Source organism: Thalassolituus sp. LLYu03 (assembly GCF_050507655.1).
Lineage (GTDB): Bacteria > Pseudomonadota > Gammaproteobacteria > Pseudomonadales > Oceanobacteraceae > Venatoribacter.
Genome location: NZ_CP191496.1, coordinates 463,584 through 488,477, shown reverse-complemented (window position 1 = coordinate 488,477; position 24,894 = coordinate 463,584). Strand labels below are relative to the sequence as shown.

The following is a 24,894-nucleotide window of genomic DNA, read 5'->3' as shown; positions in this document are numbered from 1 at the left end:
AGAATAAAACGACCATGACGACTCCCGCTCCGGATGCCACCGATACTTCGCGCATCAGCATCAGCGCCCATTACACCGGCTATGTCTGGTACCGCAACGGCTTATCTGCGCCCGCATTTGTGACCCTGGCCGGGCGCATTGCCAACGCCGCCCTCACCCCGGTTAATGCCTTTCTGAAAGGGGTAGCCGGCGCCAGCATTGATACCTTTCTGCTGCAACGTCACTCGGTCATCGATCATCTGGTCAGTCAGCTGATTGAAGAACAGGGCGTGGAACAGGTCGTGGAAATCGCGGCCGGCCTTTCCCCAAGAGGCTACCGCCTGCGTAAGCGTTTCCCGCACATTACCTATCTGGAAGCCGACCTGCCCGGCATGGCGCGACGCAAAGGCGCGCTGCTGAACGCGCTCGGCACAGGGCCGGAGCACAGCGTCAAACCCTGCAACATTCTGGAAGCGTCCGGGGAACAGTCGATTCAGGCGCTGCTGGCGGGTCTTGATCCGGCCAAGAAAACCCTGATCGTGACCGAAGGTCTGGTGAACTACTTTGATCTGCCCACCATCCGCTCTGTGTGGGCGCGCATGGCGCAGGGTCTGAAAACGTTTCCGGCGGCCTGGTACGTGACCGACCTCTACCCGGATTTCGCCGATCATCCGGCCTACCGCTACGTGAAATTCGCGCAGAAACTGGTGGGTTTTTTCACCCGCGGTGAATGGCCGCTGCACTACCCGTCCGACAAGGCCATTCGCGAAGGTTTTATGCAGGATGGTTTCCGTGATGTGGAAGTGCATGACCCGGCGGCGTTTTACGATCAGCTCAATCTGCCACGGGCCAAGACCGCAACTCTGGTGCGGCTGATCCGCGCCAGAGCCTGATCCGGGGATTAATCGGAGAACGCCGCCAGCTGCAGGTTGGTCAGGCGTTGTTTCTTGAGTTTGGCGAGCAGACGTTTTTCCATATCGCGGCTGTCTTCGCCACTCTGCAACCCCACCGCCGATGCGCTGATTGAGATCTCTGCAAACGGCTTCCACGCCTGCGACTGCAACGAGCGTTTCACCCGCTCCATCAGCACAATCGCCCCGTCCTCAGGACAGTTCGGCAATACCAGCACAAACAGATCATCCGTCAGGCGGAACATCTCATCGCCGGCCCGGATCAGGCGTTGTGTGCGTTCGGTAAATCGCGGCAGAAACTGTGACATCACCCGGTTGCCGTGAATATCAATCAGCTGACGGTAATCGTCGATCACCAGACCAATCAGACTGATCGGCTGGCGGGTCGATTCACAACGGGCGATTTCCCGGTCGAGCGCATGGAAGAAGTGGCGGCGGTTGTAGGCCCCGGATACCTGATCGGTCAGCGCCAGACGCTTCAGCGACCAGCTTTTCAGCATCGTCAGGTAGGCGAAACACCAGGCCGAACCGAGCAGCAGCGAATAATTGGTGCCGGTGCGCAGCGCCTTGGTAAAACCGAAGTCGAGCCACACCAGCCCGGTCATCACCAGCGCCACCAGAATATTGAACACGGTCGCCGGATACAGCGGCAGTGCGAAATAACTGAACAGCGGCAGCGCATACAGGTAGTGCGTCATCAGCACCGGATACTGCGGCAGCTGCAACAGCGCCAACCCTGCCAGCGTCAGAATCAGCGGATAATTCACCCAGCCGTAATTCACCCGGTCGCGGTTGATGTGGATATACACGGCGCTGAACACAAACGCCGGAATGGCCAGAGCGTTGGTCAGCACCAATGGGTACAGGCCCTGACGGAACTGGTCGTACATAAGAATGGCCACCGCCACCGACGCCAGTAGGTACATAAAGGTCTGCAGCCGTGGCAGCAATTCTTCCTGGGTCAGATCACGCAGCATGCAGACCTCCGGTCACCCGGCTGATCAGGCTCTGGGCATCATCATCCGGCAGATACATTTCGGCATTCACATCCAGCTCGTGCAGCTCCGACTGCCGCGATTCCTGCAGAAATGCCTGCAGCTGTTCACTCAGCACCAGCGCGTCTTCTTCGTCGCTGTTGGGCATCAGAATGACAAAATCATCGGTGTTCAGGCGGTAGCAGGCATCGTATTTACGCAGACACTGGCGCAGCTTGCGCCCGAGATAGCCGAGGCGCTGCTCGTAATCTTCTTCTTTCAGGCTGTGCCATTCCGTTGGAGTGGCTACGGCCAGCAACACCAGCGTGGTGCGCTGGCGGTCGGCGCGGGTCATTTCTTTATTCAGGTCGAGGTACAGCTGGTGTTCGTTGTACACCTGCGTCAGGGGGTCGGTATTCACAATTTCGGTGAGCGCGTGATTGGTGCGCTCGTTGATCAGCGCGTACATCACCGAAAACGCGTAGCAACCGGCGTAGGTGAACAACACCTGCAGCCGGATATAGCTGTCGAATTTATCCAGTACCAGAAACACCAGCGCGGCGCTGTAGGCCAGCGAGATGTAATTCGCCATGCGGAACGGAAACAGAAAGTAGGTGTATACAGGCACCAGATACACCCAGTGCGCCACCTCTGAACTCTGCTGCATGCCGAACAGGGTAAAAATCAGCAGCAGCACCACCAGCGACCACTCCGGGTAGGGCGACGAACGCTTCTTGCGCCGCATCAGCAGGTAACCGGCGTACAGCACCAGCATCAATGAAAAGCTGGCGGCGATGATGGCAAATTCTTTTTTGTCTTCCAGCAGGTCGAGGGCAGCAATGATGCTGAGCCCCAGCGCGGTCAACAGGCAGTAGATGACTTTGACCTGCAGCATCACCAGATTGTGGAACTGAACTTTTGGCATAGGAGCGGGAGTCCGGAATTCTTCCTTGTCGGCCGGGTGATCGGCGTTTGTCGTTTTCTGATCACGTTATCTTTCTAACCACGTTATACTAGCGCACTTTACCCGCCCCGGGCGGATTCAGGTAATTCGGAACATTCGGATGAACGTAGCAGAATACATGCAGACTCTGGGTCAGAACGCGCGCAAGGCCTCCCGTGCCATGGGCCGCGCCAGCACTCAGGACAAAAACAAAGCGCTGCTCGCCATCGCTGATGCGATCAGCCAGCAACGCGACACAGTAAAAGCCGCCAACCAGCTGGACATGCAGCGCGGCCGTGAAAACGGTCTGGACGCCGCCCTGCTCGACCGTCTGGAACTGACCGACGGCCGCATCGACGGCATGCTCGAAGGTCTGCAGCAGGTAGCAGCACTGGCCGATCCGGTTGGTGAAATCACCGATCTGAAATACCGTCCGAGTGGCATTCAGGTCGGCAAAATGCGCGTGCCTCTGGGTGTGATCGGCATCATTTACGAAAGCCGTCCGAACGTGACCATCGAAGCAGCCTCTCTGTGTCTGAAATCCGGTAACGCAGCGATTCTGCGCGGCGGCTCAGAAGCCATTGAATCCAACCGTGCACTGGCCGATTGCATCCGCACCGGTCTGGAAGCGGCCGGCATGCCGGCTGAAGCGGTACAGGTGGTGGAAACCACCGACCGTGAAGCCGTCGGCGCCCTGATCACCATGCCAGAGTACGTTGATGTTGTTGTGCCACGCGGCGGCAAAAGCCTGATCGAACGCATCAGCCGTGACGCCAAGGTCACTGTGATCAAGCATCTGGATGGCATCTGCCATGTGTTCATCGACCAGCAGGCCGATAAAACCAAGGCCATCAACATCGCCATCAACGCCAAGACCCACCGTTACGGCACCTGCAACACCATGGAAACCCTGCTGGTACATCAGGCCATCGCGGCAGACATACTGCCGGAACTGGCGGAAGCCTACACCGGCATTGGCGTAGAACTGCGTGGCTGTGAGCGTACTCAGGCGTTGCTGACCGGCATTAATGCCGCCACCGACGAAGACTGGGCCACCGAATATCTGGCGCCGATTCTGGCCATCCGCATTGTCGATGACATCGACAGCGCCATTGAGCACATCAACCAGTACGGTTCGCACCACACGGATGCGATCGTCACCGAGAACTACACACTGGCGCGCCGCTTCCTTACCGAAGTGGACTCCAGCTCAGTGATGGTGAACGCCTCGACCCGGTTTGCCGACGGTTTCGAATACGGTCTGGGTGCGGAAATCGGTATTTCCACCGATAAAATCCACGCCCGTGGCCCGGTGGGTCTGGAAGGTCTGACCTCGCAGAAATACGTTGTGCTGGGCAATGGCGAAATCCGCAAGTAATCCTGACGGTCAACGCCAGCAGCGCTGGGCGCTGCTGGGCGGTACCTTCGATCCCGTTCATATCGGCCATTTGCGCATCGCCATTCAGCTGCGCGCCATGGGCTTTGAACGGGTTCTGCTGATTCCCAACCGCATTCCCCCGCACCGACCGCAACCTCAGGCCGACGGCGAACAGCGCCTCGCCATGCTGCAGGCGGCCTGCGCCACGCTGGATGGCATTGAGCCGAGCAGCATAGAGCTGGTGCGTGACGACCTGAGCTACAGCGCGGTCACGGTGGCAACCCTGCGCGACCTGTATCCGCAGGTGGCGTTTACCTGGGTTATGGGACAAGACGCCTGGCAGGGCTTCGAACACTGGTATATGCCGCAGGCGCTGCTGGAGCAGGCCAACCTGCTGGTGATCAGCCGTCCCGGTGTGCGCAGTGTCAGCCACTGGCAAGAGCAACAACTGGAAACCCGTGAATGCGGAAGTGCGGAACTGCTTGCCCACGAAGCCGGTCGTATCTGCCTGCATCACATGCCGGAACTGGATATCTCGGCCTCCGACTTGCGCCGCGCCCTTAAGCGGGGCGACAATGTGACCTTTCTGACACCGGACGCGGTGCTGGAATACATTTCTCAAAACCAACTCTATCGATAGATTTTAATGCAAGCAGACGAAATCAAATCTCTGGTGATCGATGCCCTCGATGATATGAAGGCGCAAAACATCACCGTTCTCGATGTACGCGGACGTACCTCAGTCACCGACTGGATGGTTATTGCCACCGGTACATCCAACCGCCACGTGTCTGCTGTTGCCGGCAATGTGGAAGAAAAAGCCAAAGCAGCCGGACTGCGTGCCAGTGGCACCGAAGGCCGTGCGGCTTCCGACTGGGTTCTGATCGACCTGTTTGACGTGGTTGTACACGTCATGACCGATCAGGCCCGCCACTTCTATGACCTCGAACGTCTCTGGGGCGAACCAACAGCCAGCGGTAATCAGGGAACAGCTCAGGAATGAAGCTGCGCCTGCTGGCGGTAGGCCATAAAATGCCGTCCTGGGTAGAGCAGGGGTTTGGGGAATACGCCAAACGCCTGCCTGCCGACTGCGCGATTGAACTGGTGGAAATTCCGCCGGGTCACCGCGCGAAAAACACCAGCAAAGAAAAAGCCATGCAGCAGGAAGCGGACGCTCTGCGCAAAGCCATTCGTCCCACCGATCATGTGGTCGCGCTGGACGTTAAAGGTGGCAACTGGTCGACTGAAAAACTGGCGCAGGAACTGGAAGGCTGGCGTATGCAGGGCGGCGATGTTGCTCTGCTGGTCGGCGGTCCAGACGGTATGACGCCGGATGTACTGGCGCTGGCCAAACAGCGCTGGTCGTTATCTGCCCTTACTCTGCCGCATCCTCTGGTGCGCGTACTGCTGGCCGAACAGCTGTACCGCGCATGGACGATTCTGCAGGGCCATCCCTACCACAAGTGAGCCGGGTATGTGGGAGCATTCGTTCAGGGACAAGGCGTATGAAACCCGGTTATTCCGCTCCCGTGCGATTACCTTAGCGGTTTTCATTCTGGCGCTGACCAGCGTGCTGATCTGGCGTCTGGGTTATCTGCAGATAACCCTGCACGAAAAATACAAAGACCTGTCGGAAAACAACCGCATTCAGCTGCGTCCGGTGGCGCCGAACCGCGGACTTATTTACGACCGCAACGGCGTTCTGCTGGCCGAAAACGTCCCCTCCTACAGCCTTGTGCTGGTGCCCGAACGGGTGAACGACATGGAACAGACCATCCGCTTTCTGGATGATCTGGTCGGCATCAGCGAGCGCGACCGCGAGCAGTTCGACAAACGCAAAACCCTGCGCCGTCGCCCATTCGAACCTGTGGTGCTGCGTCATCGCCTGAGTGAAGACGAAATCGCCAAGGTCATGGTCAACCGCTACTACCTGCCGGGCGTAGATGTGGAAGCCCAGCTGGTGCGCCATTACCCACTCGGTGAATCCTTTGCCCACGTGCTCGGCTACGTCGGCCGCATCAACCAGAAAGAACAGTCCCAGCTCGACGCCGACCCGGAAAATAAACGCCGCTACAGTGCAACCCAGTACATGGGCAAACTGGGCGTAGAACTCAGATACGAAGACGACCTGCACGGCGAAGTCGGCTATCAGAAAGTCGAAACCAACGCCCGGGGCCGTATCATTCAGGTGCTGGAACAACAGAATCCGGTGCCGGGCTCCGACATCACGCTGCACCTCGACAGCCGCCTGCAGCAGCTGGCGCAGAAAGAAATGAAAGGCATGCGCGGCGCTCTGGTGGCCATCGAAGTCGCCACCGGCGGCATCCTCAGTCTGTACAGCAACCCGAGCTTTGATCCCAACCTGTTCGTGACCGGTATTTCGCACAAGGACTATTCCTCCCTGCGCGACAACCCTGACCTGCCGCTGTTTGACCGCACCATCCGCGGCCAGTACCCGCCGGCGTCGACCCTGAAACCGTTTATCGGCCTGGCCACGCTGGATGCCGGCACGACCAACTGGTCGGAGAGCATCAACGATCAGGGCTGGTTCCAGCTCGATAACGATGAACGTCTGTACCGCGACTGGAAACGCACCGGCCACGGCGTGGTGAACATGGAACGGGCGGTGATGGAATCGTGCGATACCTATTTCTATGAAATGGCGGTGCGCGCCGGTATCGACAGCATCAGCCCCTTTCTCGCTCAGTTTGGCTTTGGCCGTGACATGACCCTCGACGTCATTAACGCCCTGCCCGGTCTGCTGCCGGACCGCGACTGGAAGAAAAAGCGCAAAGGGGCATTCTGGTACGCCGGCGACACCGTCAACCTGGGTATCGGTCAGGGCTATATGCTGGTAACACCACTGCAGCTGGCCACCGCCACCGCAGTGCTGGCCAACCATGGCCAATGGAAAGTGCCGCGCCTGATTTACGCCCACAACGATCAGATTGACGATATTCAGCACGGTGAAATCCCCGATATCGAACTGAAGAACGCCCGCGACTGGGACCGCATGAGCAGCGCCATGGCCAAGGTAATCGCTGACCCGCACGGCACGGCCCACCGCATGGCCAGCAAAATGCTGTATCCGATGGCCAGTAAAACCGGTACGGCGCAGGTGGTCGGCATCAAGCAGGACGAAGAATACGATTCCGAATCCCTGCGCGAACGTTTGCGCGACCACGCACTCTTTATTGCCTTTGCGCCCGTCGATAAACCGGAAATTGCCATTGCCGTGGTCATTGAAAACGGTGAATCCGCCGGCCGTACCGCGGGCCCGATTGCCCAGAGCATCATCAACGAATATCTGGGAGGCGCCGAAGGCTGATGGCCGGTACCGATTTCAGCCGCACCATGGGCGGCCACCAGCATCACGGCTTCGGCCAGACCAGTCAGGCGCTGTTCGCGCGCATGCACCTGGATTTAACCCTGACCCTGCTGATTCTTCTGCTCGCCGGTTGCGGGCTGATGATTCTTTACAGCGGCAGCGGTCAGGACATGACCATGGTGAAGCGTCAGGCGATTCACTTTGGCATTGGCCTGTCGGTGATGACCTTCGTCGCCCAGTTACCGCCGCGTTTTTACCGCACCATTGCCCCTTGGGCGTACGCCGTGGGCGTCATTGCGCTACTGGGCGTTCTTGTGATGGGCGTCGGCGCGAAAGGTGCGCAACGCTGGCTGGCCCTGCCCGGCCTGCCGCGCTTTCAGCCGTCTGAACTGGTGAAACTGGCGCTGCCGCTGACCGTCGCCTGGTACATGTCCATGCATCCGGTGCCGCCGAAATTTACCGTCCTGCTGAAGGCCCTGATCATTATCGGCATTCCCACCGTGCTCATTCTGAAACAACCCGATCTTGGCACCTCCATTCTGATCTGTGCGTCGGGCGTGCTGGTGCTGTTTTTCGCCGGCATGTCGTGGGCACTGATTCTGTCCGGCGCCGCCGCCGTTGCCGCCTGTGCGCCGGCCATGTGGTTCTTCGTGATGCGCGATTATCAGAAGCAAAGGGTGCTGACGTTTCTGAATCCGGAAAGCGACCCGCTGGGGTCCGGCTGGAACATTATTCAGTCAAAAACCGCGATCGGTTCCGGCGGTATTGAAGGCAAGGGGTATCTGCTGGGTACGCAGTCACAACTGGAGTTTCTGCCGGAGAGTCACACCGATTTTATTATTGCCGTACTGGCCGAAGAAATGGGCCTGATCGGCGTGCTCGGATTGCTGACCATTTATACGCTGATCATCATGCGCTGCCTGTACCTGTCGACCCGCTGCGAAACTTTATTCGGCCGTTTGCTGTCTGGCAGTATCGCCGTCACATTTTTTATTTATGTGTTCGTGAACATCGGCATGGTGAGTGGTATCTTGCCAGTCGTAGGCGTACCCTTACCGTTAGTGAGTTATGGTGGAACGTCGGTGGTCAGTCTGCTCACCGCCTTCGGTGTTCTGATGTCGATGGCGACCCACCGGCAGAAATAAAAACCTCAGGAAGAATAATGCGAGCATTACGCAAGACACTGATGGTTTTCGGCAGCGGGATTTTATTGTCATCTGCGTTACCCGCCGCTGCGAACTACGATCAGCACCCCCGTGTGAACGAATTCATCGCCGAAGCCGCGGCGGAATACAAAATCCCCGCCGACGACATCCGCCAGTGGCTGGCCCAGGCCGAGAAACTCGACTCTGTGCTGGCAGCGATCGCCCGCCCGGCCGAAAAGGTCAAAGAGTGGGACGAGTATCAGGACATTTTCCTGACCAGCAAACGCATCAATGCCGGCAAAGCCTTTATGAAGGAACATGCCGCCCTGCTGCGCGAAGCGGAAGAAAAATACGGCGTTAAAAAAGAAATCATCGCCGCCATCATTGGTGTGGAAACCTTTTACGGTACCCGTCAGGGCAACTACCGCGTGCTCGATTCGCTGGCCACGCTGGCGTTCGATTACCCAGACCGTCCACTTTTCTGGCGTGAACTGAAAGCTTTCTTTGCACTGGCCGAAGCCGAGCAGATTAACCCGGCAACCATTAAGGGTTCTTACGCGGGTGCCATGGGTTACGGTCAGTTTATTCCGACCAGTTTCCTGAATTTCGCGGTCGACGCTGATGGCGATGGCCGTCGTGATCTGTGGGCCAATCCGGCGGATGCGATTTTCAGCGTCGCCAATTACTTCAGCAAGCACGGCTGGAAAAACGGCGAAGCCGTGACTCAGCGTGTGCACGTCAGCGGCGATAAATACGAGCAGATTGTGAACGACAATCTGAAGCCAAACTGGACCGTGTCAGAACTGAAAGCGCTGGGCATTGAGCCCACCGAAAAAGTCAGCGACGAAAAACCGGCCAACCTGATCCGTCTGCAGGGTAAGCACGGCGCCGAATTCTGGCTGGGCGAACACAACTTCTACGTCATCACCCGCTACAACCACAGCCGCATGTACGCCATGGCGGTGTACCAGCTGAGTGAGGCGCTGAAGTGAAAGCGCGCGCCGGTCTTCTGATCGGCGTGCTGATTGTCAGCGGTTGTGCCACCTCCCGCTATCAGCATGCGCAGGACTTCACCCCGGAACCCGTTCCCGATCTGCATAACCTGCCCGAGCCTGTGCCCAAAGCCGAACCGAAAAGTGCCATGGGTAATCCGGCCAGCTATCGCGTGTGGGGCAAGGAATATCAGGTACTGCCCAGCGCCGACGGCTACCGCGAGCAGGGGATCGCCTCCTGGTACGGCATGAAATTTCACGGCCACCGCACCGCCAACGGCGAGGTTTACGACGTGTATCAGTTCACCGCCGCCCATAAAACACTGCCATTACCCAGCTATGTAAAAGTCACCCGCGTGGATAACGGAGAATCTGTGATTGTGCGGGTGAACGACCGCGGTCCGTTCCATGAAGGGCGCATCATTGATCTGTCCTACGCTGCGGCGGTCAAACTCGGCATCAACCGCCAGGGCACGGCCAAAGTGGAAGTGGAAGTCGTGCAACCTCCGGCCAGTGAGCCGGTGCGCTGGATTCAGGTCAGTGCGCTGTCGGATATCAATGCCGCCAAACGCCTGCAATCCCAGCTGCAGCAAGGGTTGGTGCCGCTGAACTGGCCGGTCAGTATCAATACTCAGGAAGGTGCCAAACCGCTGCACAAAGTGCGCATCGGTCCGGTACCGGAAGGCGACGATCTGAATGCAGTACTGGAGCGCCTGAAAGCCATCAACATTGCCAATCCGCTGCTGCTGGCAGCCCATCAGCTTTAATCAGAATTTTTAGCCTTCAGAAATAAAAAAGGGCCATGACAATCGTCAGGCCCAGAGGCAAGGTACTCAGCGCAGAAAACAGGAAGGGCCGAAGCCCGCAGCTCAGACCTTTGGCCCGAGCCTCCCGGTCCTGTTAAGGCCGGGACGCACGTTCCGCCGGTTTACTCGCCGGAACCGTGTTTCTGAATGTCTTTTTTCACGGCAACGTACACGCCACCGAAGAAAATGCAGGTCAGGGCAACGATCAGCAGACCAGAAAAAACCACTTCGTCCATAAACATAGCAATCACCTCTCATCTCTGCGGCTGCCGGCGTTCAGACCTGACGTATCCGCGTCTCTTAGTTGGCTGGCTCAGCCTTTGTCGTAAGGCTGCGCGCTGTTGATGAGTTCACTGTAGCAATGCCCCAGCGACGGGAATTGACTCATATCAATATAAAAATAAGGGTTATTTAAGAGCGATGCGGCGTTTGATGCAGGTCAAATTACCGGATGGTTATATTCATGACTGGTGCGAAGCTTGCTGACCTTTGCAGGCGTTGATGCCAAACGCTGATCACCGGCCCGGCAACGGAGCCACACGGACGCTTCCTCAGCGCGCCTGCGCTTCACTGGCCGATTTCGCCGGCAACAGACGCTCGAGCAGACGCAGAATCAGCTGATCTTTGATTTTCTCGCGCACCTCGGCCTTCATGCGGGCCATTAAGTCCTGATCAATGCAGAGCAGAATCGAGGCTTCAGTGGCCCGTACATCGCGGGTTCTGGCCTGACCCGAAAGAAAGCCGATTTCCCCCACCACCTCGCCCGGGCTGAGTGCCAGTACTGTGCCCTGAGTTCCGCCACTGACCTGCAGCCCACCCGAGAGCAGAATGTAAAACGAACGCTCCGACTGTCCGGCCCGCATCACGTATTCACCGGCCGCCGCGATACGGAAACCGTCCGACTCATCAGCCAGACGCTCCCGCTCGTCCGGCGAAAACGAACGGAAAAACGGTATCTTGCCCAACACCAGCATCACCTGACCGCGCGATAGTCCGGCCGCTTTCTTCATAGGGGGTTTCCTGTTAGCAGAAAGTACTGTGTAAAGCTTAGTTAGGTCTGGTGGCAGTGCCCGTAGTCTTATAAGCTGAAGGACAAAGCTGCGTTGTTAAGCAGATACGCTGAAACCACGTTGAGTAAAGGACCTACCCAGTGATTCCTGCCAAATTATCTCCCCCTACTCTGACCCTGATATGCCTGTTAACAGCGACACCGCTGACAGTGGCCGAGGAGCAGAACACAGGGACAACCGACGTCGCGACGGCCGTTGCGACAGACACAAGTACAAGCGCAAATCCGCCCGCCGAAACCGCAAATTCAGACACGGTTGAAACCGCTCCAGACGTTGCCGAAACCGGGTCTGGCGCGAGCGAAAAGCAGACGGTCGATGCGCAAAACGAAACCGCCTCTGACGCCGCCAGCGAGCGTCCGGCCAGTGAGATGGCAAGTGCCTCTGAGCCGCCTAACGCCCCGGCTCTGGAAAGCCCTGCCGCCGGGATAAGCCCGGTTGTTGCAGAAACCGCGATGCCGGTTACAGCGCCAGTGACCGACGAAGACAACACAGCGAATGCCGGGCAAACACTGGCAGACGTCAACCAGCAGCTGGCCAGTCTCATTGCCGGCCACCAGTACGACGGCGCCTACCAACTGGCGCAGATCCATCTGGCGAATTTTGAAGGTGAACCGGCCTTCGATTTTCACTACGGCTACGCCGCGGCTCAGTCCGGGCGCTACAACGAAGCCGTATTCCCGTTTGAACGTCTGGTCAGCGAATTTCCTGCCATTCCCCGCTATCGCCTGGAACTTGCCCGTGCCTACTATCAGGTGGGTAATCCGGAAGCCGCGGAAGAACAGTTCCTGCTGGTGAAAGACACCCAGCCACCGGCCAACGTGGTTGCCACCATCGACAGTTTTCTGGAAAAAATTAACGAACAGAAGCAGATGATCAAACCGGTCTGGTCCGGGTATGTGACCGGCAGTGGCGGCTACGACACCAACTACAACAGCGCCACCGACGTTGAGCAGATTGATATCTACAACGGCGTCGCACAGGCACGGCTGGACGCCGACTCACGCGAAAAAGCCAGCGGCTACTATCAGCTGCGCGGCCAGACCTCGTATGTAAGCCCACTCAATATGCGCAGCGCCTGGGACGTACAGGTGGGCGGCAGTCGCAAAGACAACGCCGCCGATGACCTCTACGACCTCGACAATCTGTTTGCTGGTGCCGGTATCCGTTTTATCCGCAACGGGCACAACATCCACAGCGGCCTGAAGGCCAACTGGTACTGGCTTGGCGATCAGTTGCTGCAGCGGGAAACCAGTCTGCTCACCGACTGGCGCTATCCGCTCGGCAACTGGCAGCTGAAATCGGCGCTGACCCTCCGTTCACAGGACAATGCGCTGAATAACGAACTCGACCTGATGCAGGCGGAATTCCAGTTCGGTGCAGGCTACGGCACGCCGTCGTATTCGCTGCAGGCGGCCCTTGTGGTCGCAACCGATTCGGCGGCCAGAGCCGATTATCAGGCTCGCGATACGCTGGGACTGAACCTCAACGGCCAGTACCTGCTGGATCTGACCAGCAGCCTCTACTGCAACCTGATGGTCCGCGACTATCAGTTTCAGGCGGAATTTCCCGACGAAAACGCTTTTGCTGCAGGCCAGACCCGCGATGAGCAGATGACTCAGATTTCGTTCGGTTACGGACGCACCCTGCAGTCGTGGCTGACGCTGTACGCTCAGGTCAGCTACATCGGCTATCAGAGCAATATCGAACTTTACGAATACGACAGAACACTCTCAGAGGCAGGGATCACCCTGTCATTCTGAGCGAGGAGGCTGCAATGGAATTGATAATAAAAAAAGGGAAATGGCTGCTCACTCTGACGATCACACTGCTGCTCAGCCTGAACGTGCTGGCCGCAGACATGGCCGGGCAGATCATTATGGTAAAAGGCACGGCGCAGGCCCGTTCGGACGACGGTCAGCTGCGCACGCTGAAACGCCGTGACCCGGTGTTCAGCACCGACACCATCACCACCGGCGACGACAGCCGGGTTCAGATCCGCTTTATCGACAATGGCCTGCTGGCGTTGCAGGCCAACAGCCAGCTCAGCATTCACTCCTACCGCAAAGCCGACGGCAACGCGAACGGCGAAGTGCTGATGGAACTGGTTGAAGGCGGCTTCCGCACCCTGACCGGCACCATAGGCAAAGGCGATAAAAGTGCCTACAAGGTCGATACGCCAGTGGCCTCGATCGGTATCCGTGGCACGCTGTACAGCGCCTTACTGCGCGACGGCAAGCTGGTCGCCGGCGTGTGGAAAGGTGGCATCACCCTGTTCACGCCGGACGGTCAGTACGACCTGGGCATGGGCGCCGATTACGCTTTCGGAACGGTCGGCAGCGACGGCTTTCAGGGTTCCATCACCTCTCCCGATGAACTCGACAACGGCCCGGGCGGCGCCAGCGGCGACGAGACTGGCAGCGACGATAGCGGCACAGACGACTTCAGTGACGACTCAGGCTCCGGCAACCGCCTGAGCGATAACGACAGCGGCTCAACCACGGTTGAACTGCCAAACCCGATGGATCAGGACAACGACGGTAATACCCGCGAAGCACTCGAAGAGCTGGGCATTGTGACACCAGACGACGGCGGTACCGATCCGGGTGACGGTGGTTCTGGCGGAGACGGTGGCAATGGCGGCACTGATGGCCCGACGCTGGTGTCACCGGATGTGCGCCTGAGTGCCGACGAATACACGGCCTTCCTGCAAAGTTCTGAAATTGGTGCGTTTCTGGCCAACGGTGAAACCGTTGAGGCCGGTATCTTCCGCGACGACAGCGGTACCCCGGTGTTTGTTTCTGTGGATGATAACGATGGCATCGACATTACCCGCTTCCGCTTTGCCGATACCGCCGCTGTTATTACTGCGCCGGATGGCATCGCTGGTGTGGAATGGGGTATCTGGAACGGCTCCGCAGAAACGCCGGTGGATCAGTATCTGGACGATGACAGTCTGACCAGCACGCCGCTTGAAAGCACACTCTATTGGGTGATCACCGACCCGGTGCGGGAGTCTGCATTATTGGCTCTGACCGGCACGGTTTCATTTACCGGCAATCAGGGGATAGGGCTGGATGGTAACGGCCAGAGCCTGATGTACTCCGACGGCAGCTTTACGCTCGATTTCGCCACCGGCGCGATCAGCAACGGCTACATCAACGCCGAATATGGCGTGGGAACGCCTGATAACTACATTTCCGACGGATTCTGGTACGCCAATTTTGATGGCTCCATCCGTTCGGGCGGCAATAACACAGCTCAGGTCAGCATCAATCTGCTGGACGGCAGCTACATCGACGCCATGACCGAAGGATCTACGGCGCTCGACCTGACCGCCAGCCAGATGCAGGGCGTTCTGATTGCCCCGAATGCGGATGCGTTTGTCGGCTCGTTCCACTTCCAGACGGTGGAAGACGCCGTATCCGGCGCCATCCTGACCGCGAACGGTTTAGTGGCCTGGCCACAGGGCGGTCGTGAGGTACTGGCGCAGTAGTTACTTCTCGGTATGCCGGAAGACGCCGTCCCAGTCTTCCGGCAGCGCCTGTGTTTTGAGCGTCTGAATCCGGTCGGTGTACACCTGATAGAGTTTGCGCGGGTGCTGCTGATTCAGGGCGTCTAATCCCTCCAACGCGTCCTGCCATTGCTGCTGGCGGTAAGCTGCCAGCACCGCCTCATAGGCTTCCAGCTCGGCCAGCAGCTCAGGGGCGGCCTCTGTTTTGAGTACCAGAGGTTCAAACACGCTGACGGGCTCGTTTTTACCCTTCACCTGAATGCGGTCAATGAACCGGTAGAGAAAATCCGGTGCCTGACCATAAGTCGTTTCGCTCACCAGAATGCGGGCACCGTAAAACTTGGTAATGCTTTCCAAGCGCGATCCTAAGTTCACCGCATCGCCCAGCACGGTATAGGCACGGCGGTAAGATGACCCCATGTCACCGACGTTCATCACGCCGGTGTTGACGCCCACACCGATCTCAATGGCCGGCCAGCCGCGGCGGCTGAATTCCTCCGCCAGCTCATGCGTTACCTGCTGCATGGTCAGCGCGGTTTTCACCGCATGGTGCGCGTGTCTGGGGTCGTCCAGCGGCGCCCCCCAGAAGGCCATCACCATATCCCCCACGTATTTATCGATGGTGCCGTCGTTATCAAAAATCACTTTGGTAATGGGGGTGAAATAGCTGTTCAGCAGGGATTTCAGATCATTGGCCGACAGCCCTTCGGAAATGTTGGTGAAGCTGCGGATATCGCTGAACAGCACAGTCATTTCCTTACTTTCACCGCTGAACTGATAGGCGGCCGGGTCCGACAACATGCGTTCAATATGGGCCGGTGGCACGTACTGGTTGAACATGCCCTTCAGCACCAGACGCGAACGGCTTTCGCTGACAAAGCCCCAGCCCAGATTGAGCATGGTCAGGGACGCCAGCAACAACAGCAGCGCGGCCATCGGCAGATCGAGGCCCAACACCATCCACAACCACAGATTACCGGTCACCACCGCCAGCGCCGCCACCCCGCTCACCAGAATGGCGGTCACCGGCCCCAGACGCGGTAACCAGAACGACAGCAGAGCGCCCAGCAACAGCAGTAAGGCGGCGGTGGCCCCTGCTTCCCATTCCGGGCGATACGGAAATCCGCCATTCAGCATGGCATCGAGAATATTGGCGTGAACCTCAACCCCAGGGTACTGAGTGCCCACCGGGGTGGCCCGCAGGTCAGCCAGACCCAGCGCGGAGGTACCGACAAACACCACGGCGCCCTCAAGCGCGTCGACATCCAGATTGCCGGTCAGAACATCCGTAGCAGAGAGATAGGGAAACGTCCGCCGCCCACCACGGTAAGGCACGATCACCCGGCCTTCTGCATCGGTGCGCGCGCGCAGGTCTGCGACTTCGATGGCGCGCATGGCTTCCACCGAACCGACGGCGGCGGTTTCGAGTGCCAGCTGTGGGTCAAACAGAAAGGTCATCAGCGTGGCCAGCGCCAGTGACGGGTACAGTTCATCGCCGTGCCGGATCAGCAGCGGCGCGCGGCGGATGGCGCCATCCGCATCGGCGAAGGTGGTAACAAAACCGCCACCGGCGGCGGCGTCCTGCAGAATGGGCAGATTGGCGGCGTAACCCGGCTTGCTGATGGCGAGCAGACGCTTCTGTTCGTCACTGTTCAGCGGATAGACCGGAGCCGGAAGCTCGCCGACCTGCACGTCGTCGTCGATAAAAAAGAAACCCAGCACCACATCGGTGGCGGGCAGTTCCTGTGCAAAATGCGCATCGGCATCCACCTGACGGCGCCAGCCTTCGGGCACTTTCCACACTTCGCCATCCAGTGACAGGCGGCGGCGGATATCGTCCACCGGGTTACGTTCCGGCTCAGAGAACACCACGTCGAAGGCCACCACCACCACGCCGTACTGCCCCAATGTTGTGACCAGATCGGCGAGCTTGTGACGGCTCCAGGGCCAGCGGCCTTCCGCCGCCAACGAACGTTCGTCGATATCAACGATCACCACCGGCTGTTCGCCGGGTGCTTGCGGGCGGATATTCAGGGCCGTGTTGAAGCGCCAGTCGTAGAGCAGGTAATCAAGACGTTGCAGCCATTGACCCGATCCCTCCGGTCGCAGACTGAACAGCAGAACTGAGAAAGTGATGATGACGCCCAGTGCGGACAGCAGGCGTTTGCCAGTGAGGTGCATGGTGGTCCCGGTTATCGTCCGTGTCCGGGCACACTAGCACAGGTCAGATCGTCTGTCGCAGGGTCAGACCATGACCACCTGGCCGCGGTAAATACGCTGTGCACGGCGGGGTACGCGGTCGGCGTCGTCCATCAGCACATGGCTGCCACGGTAGACGCGTGGTCCTTCCATCTCGGCGGCCGGCGGCTCCTGACTGGGCAGAAACTCTTCGATCATGGCCAGCAACTCCAGCGACACACCGCTCTGAACCAGTAGACGTAACTCATGCTCGAGGGTCGGCGAATCGAAATGAATCACACACCCCTGTTCGTCCTTAGCCAGACGTTTAATCTTCTGCAGCAGGGCAATGTTGTGGCGGTTGAATTCCATACACTCGTCTCCGGTTAGAATGAGTGGCTACTCAGTAGTTTGGAATTCTCATGTAGCAATGCTCATACCAGAGTCTGAAAGGATTGTGTCAGTGCTGCCGGCGAATCGTTCAGTTGCTGATGCACCAGCTGGTCAAAGCGCGCAGCTATGCTGTCCCAGCTGGCCATTTCGGCTTCTGTGCGGGCATTTTCACCGGCCTGCGCCAGATCCAGTTGCATCAGGCGGGCCGCAGCGCGGATGAATTCTTCGTCGTCCGTGCCCTGTGCCAGTTCACCGTTTTTGCCGGGGCACACATGCAGTGCAGCCGCAGCCATATCGAAGGCCACCACAGGTAAACCACTGGCCATGGCTTCCAGTGTCACCAGACCAAAGGTTTCCGTCAGACTGGGGAAAACAAACGCATCCGCCGAGGCAAAATACTGCGCCAGACGCTCGCCGGTCTGTACACCGGCAAACAGGATGTCGGGGTATTCACGGCTCAGTTCCGCGCGTAGCGGACCGTCGCCTACCATCACCAGCTTCAGGTCCGGGCGGTCGGCGCGCAGCGCCTGCCAGGTGCGGATGGCCAGCGGTATATTTTTCTCAGCGGCGATTCGTCCGACGTACAGCAGCACAGGTTCATTCTCCACCTGCCAGCTCTGGCGCAGCGTGCCGGAGCGCCGGCGCGGATGAAACAGGCGGCAATCGACGCCGTGACTCAGCACCTCCACCGGCGTGAAGCCCTCGGCCCTGAGGTCGGTGGCAATGTCTGCCGACGGTACAAGCGTGACGGCCGTGCGGTTGTGAAAGCGGCGCAGCCAGCTCAGGGTCAGGGTTTTGATCCAGCCCAGACCGTAGTAGCCACTGTAGCGGTGAAAATTGGTGTGGAACGCGCTGATGACCGGCAGACCGCGCCGTCTGGCTTCGTTCAGGGCGGATACACCCAGCGGGCCTTCGGTGGCGATGTACACCGCATCCGGCTGGAAAGAATCCCACACGCGGCGGATTTTGCGCCGGGCCGGTAAGCCCAGTTGCAGGTCGGGATACATGGGAATGGTCAGTCCGTGACACCAGACTTCTTCATGCTCCGGCACCCACTCAGCGCGGGGACGGGTACGGATAATCTGGATGCGGTACTGTTCCGGGTCCAGTGCACGCAGCAGCTGACGCAGAGAGTTGGCAACGCCATTGACGTCCGGGACATAGGTCTCGGTAACAATCGCGAGTCGGATGGGTGTCATGGGCGGCGTCACTCTGGAAAAACAAACGCCAGTGTGCCGCTCAGCCTATGACAATTTTATGAAGAACAGCGCCGGCGCTCTCAGCACTCGCCGGTGAGTTTCGACAGACGGTAGCGCAACTGGCGTGGGGTCAGACCCAGCACCTTCGCTGCCATGGTCTTGTTGCCACTGCACTTTTCGATCGCCGCGTTGATGTCGCCCAGTTCATCCGCCTGCACACGCTGGTAAGGACGTGCGTACAGGGTTTTGAAGTTCGGTACCACCTGAGTGGCCAGCAGGTGCGCAATCTGGGCTGCGAAGAAACTGACCAGGGTCAGATCCAGCTCGCCGGAACGCGAACCACGCAGATCCATCACCATCACCGCCAGAACAGACTGACGCAGCAGCAGAGGAACCAGCAGGCAACGATCCGCCTTGCTCAGGCTGTCGCCATACGGCTCAAAGCGTTCAGGACGCTCGCTGCCCTCTTTGATCACCAGCCACTCGCGGGACTCAAACTGACGGCACAGGGCGTGCTGAACCGCAAAGCTGTAGACACCATTGCTGACGCCGGTCGAGCAGTACTGCGCCTTGAAGCGGCTCGGTGAATCGGGCAGAGCGATGGATACGTTGGCCAGACCCGTCTGCTCGGCGACCAGCATCAGCAGCTGCTGAATGCTTTCTTCGTCGTGATAACGGCTTTCCAGAATTTCGGTAACGCTGTGGAGCCAGGCACCCGGCATAACGGTAGCAACTGGCTGACGGTAATCCTGCATATCGGCGATTTTGTACATAGGCTGTTCCTCCTGAGTACAGACGCCTTCGCAAAGACCGTACCATGTCTGAAAAATGCACAGAATTCGCGGACTTACGGATTTTTCGAGGGAAGTTCAGTGGCTATATACGACAAATGGCGCAATTCATGCGCCATTTGTTAACAATGGAATTCTCATTAAGCGCCGTTTTGGTGCAGCGCTCAGGCCACTCCGGGATCATCCGAGGGCAGATATTCTTTCTGCAGCCAGCGGGCGAAGCCCCGGCAGGCATCCTGACTGGTGAGAATACCGGCCAGCTTGTCGTGCCGCATCACCAGCACCGCGTTAATGCCCTGTTCAGCCATGCCCAGCAACACCACGTCGAGGCGGGTATGCAGATCAACCTGCTTCAGTTGGCGGCGGCACATATCACCGACGGTGAGATCGGCCAGCTCGGTCAGCGACTGACCCGGTTGCTGTGCCAGACGCAGATCTTCAGTGGTCAGCAGACCGACCACTGAATGCCCGTCCATGACCGGCAGATGGTGGCAGTTGTGATGCCGCATCAGCTCGGCGGCTTCGGGCAGAGGCATGCTCTCCGCCGCATGTACGGGAAAGGCCGTCATTATCTCGGCCAACGTCGGCATGTGGCGCATAGCAGACCTCCTGTTGTCGATTCAGACGCCGATGCGACCCAGCGTATCAACAATCTCCCGCAAAATCTCGGACAGTGTCGGGTGCTCCTGTTCGAAGCGTACCGCCTGTTCCTGAACACGCTCGCTCAGGTCGTTAGGGCTGCCCACTTCGAGATCGCCGATATCGACGGCAATCTGCTGCAGCAGCGCCTGTGCTTCATCGTCGAGTGCCGGGGATTGTTTCAGTGCTTCGTGCAGCGACTGCAGCTGCTCTTTCAGTTGATTCTGCGACATAACGTCCTTCCTTTGTCAGAGTGTTCAGTCTAACAACAGCCGGGGGGGCGGCGCTAATCCAGATCAATAGAGTGCATGAAAAGCGAAAGGCATACGGCAATCCCGCGCCATCGCTTCCAGTGGCCGGCGGTTTGCGCTGTCGCCGATGTACAGCCAGTGCGTACCGGAAAGGCGCAACTTTCGCAGTTCAGGCAGCACCATGCGCAGACTGTGCAGTATCGCGGCATGACTGGTCGACAGAGGCACGCACACGGCTTGCTTACCGCTGAGGCTGGTCATCAGTGCCAGCAGACGGGTGGCGTTGTCTTCAATGCGTTCGCGGGGATTCACATAAAACAGATACACCGGCAGGCTGCGGGACAGGCCCTGACGGTCGAGAAGGTGCCAGAGAATGGGCCAGGCATCGTCGATGAGTTCGGACAGTTGCGGAGTAAAACCGACAATCCCCTGCTCGCGCGGATTGTCGGGCATATTCACGACAAAGGCGTGTTCGCTGCCACGGCGTAAAACGGCCGAGCTGGCCGGCTGCATATCCTGCAGCGACCAGGCGGTGGATGTACTCATAACCACTCCTTGTTACGGTTCCGTCCGGAACCCGTCATCCATGTATAGTCAAAGACCCCGTCAACCGCGACTTTACTCGTCCTGAGTGTCCATCCGGTGACCGATCAGAAGTCGAGAAACTCCACCAGTACCGTTTTTACAATAAAGCCCAGCATGCCCAGACCCAGGGCGAAAAACAGCACAAACATACCGAATTTACCGGCGTTTGAGCGTTTGCCCAGATCGTAAATGATGAACAGCATAAAGCCGATCAGCACCGTGATGCCGATGTTCAGTGCCCAGGTTTCAAAAACTTCTGCATTCATGAAGTGAACTGCCTGCCTGATAAAAAGTGGGCGTATGGTACTCAGGGCTGCACAGCCGCGCCACCCCGGTTATGATGACCACGCCCGATACGCCCATAATAACGATAAGAGGAATTCACCATGCGTCCATTGTGGCTGCTGCTCACTTCTGCCTTTTTGTCTCTGCCGGCCCTTGCCGCTCCGGTTGAGCGTACCTTCTGTGTATTTGACCCCGTGGGCGCCAAAGGCCCCGTGTTCGATGCCATGCGCGACTACCAGACCAGTGCCCTTGAGTGGGGAGTGAATTTCGAGCTCAAAGCCTACACCAGCGAAGCCGTGGTGCTGGCCGATTTCAACGCCGGCAACTGCGACGCCATGGGCGTGACAGGCACCCGTGTCCGCCCCTACAACGGCTTTACCGCCAGCATTGAAGCGCTCGGCGGTGTCACCGATTACGCTCAGCTGCAGGAACTCATCGCCATGCTGGCGCGTCCGCAGGCCGCCAAATACATGCGCGAAGGCAATTACGAAGTGGCCGGCATCATGCCCGGTGGCGCCGTGTTCGTGTTTGTCCGCGATCAGGCGATCAATTCCGTACAGGCTGCAGCCGGACGTCGCATTGCCACACTCGATTACGATCAGGCCTCGCTGAAAGTGGTCGAACACATTGGCGCCACCATGGTGCCGTCTACCGTGGCCACCTTTGCACCACGTTTTAACAACGGTGATGTGGATATCGCCTACGCCCCGGCCATCGCCTACCAGCCGTTTGAGATGTACAAAGGGCTCGGCAGTCAGGGCGGTATTTACAACTTCAGTCTGGCGCAGATGAATTTCCAGCTGGTCGTGCGCGCCGACCGCTTCCCGGCTGGCTTTGCCCAGAGCAGCCGCGATTACGCCTTCCGTAATTTTGATAAAGCCATGGAGCACATCCGCACCGCCGAGGCCGGCATTCCGGATCAGTACTGGCTGGCTCTGCCGGAGAAAATGATCGGCGATTACCGCGAAATGTTGCGCCAGATCCGCATCGAGCTGGCCAACGAAGGCGTGTACGACAAGCGCATGATGAAGCTGATGCTGAAGCTGCGTTGCCGCGCGAATGCCGCCCATCACGAATGTGCCGAGCAGGCGGAAGGCTGATCAGCGGCGCGATCCGTTACAATGCGCCTGAAACACAGGAGACGCGTGTGCAGGCAGATTTTGACGTATGCATCATCGGCGGTGGCGTAATTGGGCTGGCCATCGCCCGCCAGCTGAGTGCTCAGGCCAGTGTGCTGCTGGTCGAGCGTCATGCCCTGTTCGGCAGCGAAACCAGCAGCCGCAACAGCGAAGTCATCCACGCCGGCCTTTACTACCCACCCGGTTCGTTAAAAGAAACCCTGTGCCTGCGCGGCAAAGCCTTGCTGTACCCATTCTGTGAGCGTTATCAGGTACCGCATAGGGCCATCGGCAAACTCATCGTCGCCCCCGACGCCGGACATCCGAAACTCCGCCAGCTGCTGGAGAAAGGCCAACGGCTGGGCATTCCCCTGCAATCACTGGATCAGGGCGAGCTCAACCGGCTCGAGCCCCAAGTAAAAGGCGGCGCGGCGCTGCTGTCGCCCACCACCGGCATCATCGACAGCCATGCCTACCTGCAGACACTGGCATCTCTGGCGGAGCAGCAGGGCGCCCTGCTGATGAAGCAAACCCGGTTTGCCTCGGCGCAAGCGCGGGAAGGCGGCTGGAGTATCGCGCTGGAAACCACAGACGGCGCCTGCGAGATCAGCGCTTCGGTTCTGGTCAACGCCGCCGGTCTGAGTGCGCAGTCGGTGGCAGTCGCCTGCGGACTTGCGCACGCCGACATTCCCCCTTTGCATCTGTGCCGCGGTCACTACTTCAGTTACAGCGGGCACTCGCCATTTCAACGCCTGATTTATCCCCTGCCGGAAGAGAATCTGGCCGGACTTGGCATTCACGCCACGCTGGATATGGGCGGACAAGTCCGTTTCGGGCCTGACACTGACTATCTGCCGGAAGGCAGTGGCGCGGACTACTCCGTTGATCCCTCACTGCGCGAGCGCTTTGCCAGTGCCATACAGAGTTACTTTCCGGCGCTGGCCGCCGGACAACTGCACCCCGCCTACGCCGGCATCCGCCCTAAATTGCATCTTGCCCATGAAGCGACGCAGGATTTCGACATCCGCTTTGCAGACCATCCAGCACCGGCAGTCCACCTGTTTGGCATCGAGAGCCCCGGACTGACGTCGTCACTGGCCATCGCCGAACACGTAACCGGCCTGTTACGGATGGCCTGATAAGTCCTGTGAACAGATCCGGCCAGCCCACCACAAATGCACAACAAGCGGGCAATTCATGGCAGGATTCGCCAATTTCTGACCTCAGAAGTCCATTCATGTCCTGAATTGTACTTTCGTGTTACAAAAGAACTACACTACGGTGAATCCGGCTACGGACGTTGCGACTGAGCGTTACGATCGCTAACCATAAAGCCCCGATACGACACAAGCATGAGAAAGCGGGCTGCTATTCTAAGAACAGTTGTTAAGAAATCGGTATAACCGTTTAGGGGAATTGTATGAGTCAGCCGTTACCGGTCGGACAACCGGAAGTCCGTACAGTTGGAGAAGTCAGTACCATTCTGTCCGGCAAAGTGATGATTCCGATGGGCTGCGATGAATGCACTCAGGAAACGGACATCAGCCTAGAAACGCTGAAACAGCATGGCACTTACGTCTGTGAACACTGTGCCACCATCCACACCTTCTCTGACGCCGAACTGCGTCTGATGCGGCTGATGCTGGCACAGGCCGGCTATCACTTCGCGCTGTAAATCTCAGGCGTTCCGCAGCAGGCTCGGAACCAGCACATCCACATAGCGACGCAGCGTGCCGGCAATCATCGCCATTTCAGCTTCGTCGCTGTCGTTATTCAGCAATGCCCGGTATTCCAGGGAATGGAACAGGCCCAGCAGGATTTCAGCATCCGCTTCCGGCGCCGGTGACTGAGCCACAGCCCGGAAAAACTCCGCTGCACGATCGAACAGTGCCTTACGGTGCATTTGCGCCAGCTTGCGGATGCTGGTGTTCACAATTGCCTCGTAACGGAAGGCCTGTTCGGCCACCAGCATGTCGCGCTGACCCACGACTTGCTCTTTCATGTAAACAGTCAGTTGGTCGACCATAAATTCGGTCAGCGCCTGCTGTCCTTCCGGCGTGGTGATGTCGCGACCCGCCATGGAAGCCATTGGCTGGTAGAACTGCTGGGTAAATTCACTCACCACTTCCAGCGCTTTTTCTGTGTAAAGCGTGAAGGTGTCGACGATCAGTTCCTGGATATCCTTGAAGTAATAAGTCGTCGCCGCCAGCGGCACACCGGCCTCTTTGGCGACGGCGCGGTGACGGATGCCACGTACGCCTTCATTGACGACAATGCGCAGTGCCGCTTCCAGAATCACCCGACGGCGCTGTTCGCTTTTGGCCCTGCTGGCCTTTCTTCCCTGATACTGCAGCGGTTTGCCTTTATTTATTGCTGTTTCAGCAACCAATGCCATGCCCTTCTCCAGTAGTGTTTCAA

At 58.5% G+C, this 24,894-nt stretch carries 27 protein-coding genes; 14 read left to right on the top strand and 13 right to left on the bottom strand.

Annotated features, from left to right (window positions below; translation table 11 throughout):
• Positions 1-14: 14 nt before the first annotated feature.
• Positions 15-872: a class I SAM-dependent methyltransferase gene (locus ACQUQU_RS02345; protein WP_430461642.1), complete on the top strand. Its 858-nt coding sequence runs from the start codon at positions 15-17 to the stop codon at positions 870-872.
• Positions 873-880: 8 nt separating this feature from the next.
• On the opposite strand, the gene ACQUQU_RS02340 is transcribed toward ACQUQU_RS02345, so the two are convergent.
• Both ACQUQU_RS02340 and ACQUQU_RS02335 read right to left on the bottom strand, forming a co-directional pair.
• Positions 881-1,867 carry a GGDEF domain-containing protein gene (locus ACQUQU_RS02340; RefSeq protein ID WP_430461641.1) on the bottom strand — a complete coding sequence of 329 codons (987 nt, stop codon included), beginning with the start codon at positions 1,865-1,867 and terminating at the stop codon, positions 881-883.
• Entirely contained in the window at positions 1,857-2,789 is a 933-nt protein-coding gene (locus ACQUQU_RS02335) for a GGDEF domain-containing protein (RefSeq protein WP_430461640.1), read from the bottom strand. Before ACQUQU_RS02335 ends, ACQUQU_RS02340 begins: the two co-directional genes overlap by 11 nt.
• 139 nt (positions 2,790-2,928) lie before the next feature.
• On the opposite strand from ACQUQU_RS02335, the gene ACQUQU_RS02330 reads away from it, so the two are divergent.
• The 8 genes from ACQUQU_RS02330 to ACQUQU_RS02295 are packed head-to-tail and all read left to right on the top strand — an operon-like array spanning position 2,929 to position 10,417.
• Complete coding sequence (locus ACQUQU_RS02330; protein ID WP_430461639.1) at positions 2,929-4,185, top strand: glutamate-5-semialdehyde dehydrogenase; 1,257 nt, start codon at positions 2,929-2,931, stop codon at positions 4,183-4,185.
• On the top strand, positions 4,166-4,825 hold the full coding sequence (gene nadD / locus ACQUQU_RS02325) for a nicotinate-nucleotide adenylyltransferase (RefSeq protein ID WP_430461638.1): 660 nt from the start codon (positions 4,166-4,168) through the stop codon (positions 4,823-4,825). Before ACQUQU_RS02330 ends, nadD begins: the two co-directional genes overlap by 20 nt.
• Positions 4,826-4,831: 6 nt before the next feature.
• Positions 4,832-5,188, top strand: a complete 357-nt coding sequence (gene rsfS, locus ACQUQU_RS02320) for a ribosome silencing factor (RefSeq protein ID WP_430461637.1) — start codon at positions 4,832-4,834, stop codon at positions 5,186-5,188.
• Positions 5,185-5,652: a 23S rRNA (pseudouridine(1915)-N(3))-methyltransferase RlmH gene (gene rlmH / locus ACQUQU_RS02315; protein WP_430461636.1), complete on the top strand. Its 468-nt coding sequence runs from the start codon at positions 5,185-5,187 to the stop codon at positions 5,650-5,652. The genes rsfS and rlmH overlap by 4 nt, the downstream gene beginning before the upstream one ends.
• A 7-nt stretch (positions 5,653-5,659) precedes the next feature.
• Positions 5,660-7,513 carry a penicillin-binding protein 2 gene (mrdA, locus tag ACQUQU_RS02310; protein ID WP_430461635.1) on the top strand — a complete coding sequence of 618 codons (1,854 nt, stop codon included), beginning with the start codon at positions 5,660-5,662 and terminating at the stop codon, positions 7,511-7,513.
• Complete coding sequence (gene rodA / locus ACQUQU_RS02305; RefSeq protein ID WP_430461634.1) at positions 7,513-8,658, top strand: rod shape-determining protein RodA; 1,146 nt, start codon at positions 7,513-7,515, stop codon at positions 8,656-8,658. The genes mrdA and rodA overlap by 1 nt, the downstream gene beginning before the upstream one ends.
• A gap of 17 nt (positions 8,659-8,675) precedes the next feature.
• Positions 8,676-9,650, top strand: coding sequence for a lytic murein transglycosylase B (gene mltB, locus ACQUQU_RS02300; protein ID WP_430461633.1), 975 nt, complete (start codon positions 8,676-8,678; stop codon positions 9,648-9,650).
• Entirely contained in the window at positions 9,647-10,417 is a 771-nt protein-coding gene (locus ACQUQU_RS02295; RefSeq protein ID WP_430461632.1) for a septal ring lytic transglycosylase RlpA family protein, read from the top strand. Before mltB ends, ACQUQU_RS02295 begins: the two co-directional genes overlap by 4 nt.
• 161 nt (positions 10,418-10,578) lie before the next feature.
• On the opposite strand, the gene ccoM is transcribed toward ACQUQU_RS02295, so the two are convergent.
• Complete coding sequence (gene ccoM / locus ACQUQU_RS02290) at positions 10,579-10,698, bottom strand: cytochrome c oxidase subunit CcoM (RefSeq protein WP_430461631.1); 120 nt, start codon at positions 10,696-10,698, stop codon at positions 10,579-10,581.
• Between the two features lie 309 nt (positions 10,699-11,007).
• Positions 11,008-11,466, bottom strand: a complete 459-nt coding sequence (locus ACQUQU_RS02285) for a cyclic nucleotide-binding domain-containing protein (protein WP_430461630.1) — start codon at positions 11,464-11,466, stop codon at positions 11,008-11,010.
• A gap of 512 nt (positions 11,467-11,978) precedes the next feature.
• On the opposite strand from ACQUQU_RS02285, the gene ACQUQU_RS02280 reads away from it, so the two are divergent.
• Both ACQUQU_RS02280 and ACQUQU_RS02275 read left to right on the top strand, forming a co-directional pair.
• The gene (locus ACQUQU_RS02280) at positions 11,979-13,286 is read left to right on the top strand and encodes a tetratricopeptide repeat protein (RefSeq protein ID WP_430461629.1); all 1,308 of its coding nucleotides are present in this window, start codon (positions 11,979-11,981) and stop codon (positions 13,284-13,286) included.
• A 14-nt stretch (positions 13,287-13,300) separates the two neighbouring features.
• Positions 13,301-15,019: a FecR family protein gene (locus ACQUQU_RS02275; protein ID WP_430461628.1), complete on the top strand. Its 1,719-nt coding sequence runs from the start codon at positions 13,301-13,303 to the stop codon at positions 15,017-15,019.
• Here ACQUQU_RS02275 and ACQUQU_RS02270 read toward each other — a convergent pair whose 3' ends face one another.
• From ACQUQU_RS02270 to ACQUQU_RS02235, 8 genes are all read right to left on the bottom strand, one after another.
• Positions 15,020-17,218 carry a CHASE2 domain-containing protein gene (locus tag ACQUQU_RS02270; protein ID WP_430461627.1) on the bottom strand — a complete coding sequence of 733 codons (2,199 nt, stop codon included), beginning with the start codon at positions 17,216-17,218 and terminating at the stop codon, positions 15,020-15,022.
• Positions 17,219-17,281: 63 nt separating this feature from the next.
• Positions 17,282-17,587 (bottom strand): hypothetical protein, encoded by a 306-nt coding sequence (locus ACQUQU_RS02265; protein WP_430461626.1) that lies wholly within the window; start codon positions 17,585-17,587, stop codon positions 17,282-17,284.
• Positions 17,588-17,649: 62 nt separating this feature from the next.
• Positions 17,650-18,807 (bottom strand): glycosyltransferase family 4 protein, encoded by a 1,158-nt coding sequence (locus tag ACQUQU_RS02260; protein ID WP_430461625.1) that lies wholly within the window; start codon positions 18,805-18,807, stop codon positions 17,650-17,652.
• Between the two features lie 80 nt (positions 18,808-18,887).
• Entirely contained in the window at positions 18,888-19,580 is a 693-nt protein-coding gene (locus ACQUQU_RS02255; protein ID WP_430461624.1) for a helix-turn-helix domain-containing protein, read from the bottom strand.
• 182 nt (positions 19,581-19,762) lie between these two features.
• Positions 19,763-20,134, bottom strand: coding sequence for a CBS domain-containing protein (locus ACQUQU_RS02250; protein ID WP_430461623.1), 372 nt, complete (start codon positions 20,132-20,134; stop codon positions 19,763-19,765).
• 84 nt (positions 20,135-20,218) lie between these two features.
• Positions 20,219-20,470 (bottom strand): DUF4404 family protein, encoded by a 252-nt coding sequence (locus ACQUQU_RS02245; RefSeq protein ID WP_430461622.1) that lies wholly within the window; start codon positions 20,468-20,470, stop codon positions 20,219-20,221.
• 63 nt (positions 20,471-20,533) lie between these two features.
• On the bottom strand, positions 20,534-21,034 hold the full coding sequence (locus ACQUQU_RS02240) for a hypothetical protein (protein ID WP_430461621.1): 501 nt from the start codon (positions 21,032-21,034) through the stop codon (positions 20,534-20,536).
• Between the two features lie 104 nt (positions 21,035-21,138).
• A complete protein-coding gene (locus ACQUQU_RS02235) occupies positions 21,139-21,339 on the bottom strand; it encodes a DUF2788 domain-containing protein (protein ID WP_430461620.1) in 201 nt (66 codons plus the stop codon).
• Between the two features lie 120 nt (positions 21,340-21,459).
• Between ACQUQU_RS02235 and ACQUQU_RS02230 the strand changes: the two genes are divergently transcribed.
• The 3 genes from ACQUQU_RS02230 to ACQUQU_RS02220 all read left to right on the top strand — a co-directional run bounded on the left by ACQUQU_RS02230 (position 21,460) and on the right by ACQUQU_RS02220 (position 24,151).
• Positions 21,460-22,458, top strand: coding sequence for a putative solute-binding protein (locus ACQUQU_RS02230; protein ID WP_430461619.1), 999 nt, complete (start codon positions 21,460-21,462; stop codon positions 22,456-22,458).
• A 47-nt stretch (positions 22,459-22,505) separates the two neighbouring features.
• Positions 22,506-23,615: an NAD(P)/FAD-dependent oxidoreductase gene (locus ACQUQU_RS02225; RefSeq protein ID WP_430461618.1), complete on the top strand. Its 1,110-nt coding sequence runs from the start codon at positions 22,506-22,508 to the stop codon at positions 23,613-23,615.
• Positions 23,616-23,896: 281 nt separating this feature from the next.
• Positions 23,897-24,151 carry a hypothetical protein gene (locus tag ACQUQU_RS02220; protein ID WP_430461617.1) on the top strand — a complete coding sequence of 85 codons (255 nt, stop codon included), beginning with the start codon at positions 23,897-23,899 and terminating at the stop codon, positions 24,149-24,151.
• A 3-nt stretch (positions 24,152-24,154) separates the two neighbouring features.
• On the opposite strand, the gene ACQUQU_RS02215 is transcribed toward ACQUQU_RS02220, so the two are convergent.
• Entirely contained in the window at positions 24,155-24,871 is a 717-nt protein-coding gene (locus tag ACQUQU_RS02215; RefSeq protein WP_430461616.1) for a TetR/AcrR family transcriptional regulator, read from the bottom strand.
• Between the last annotated feature and the right edge of the window lie 23 nt (positions 24,872-24,894).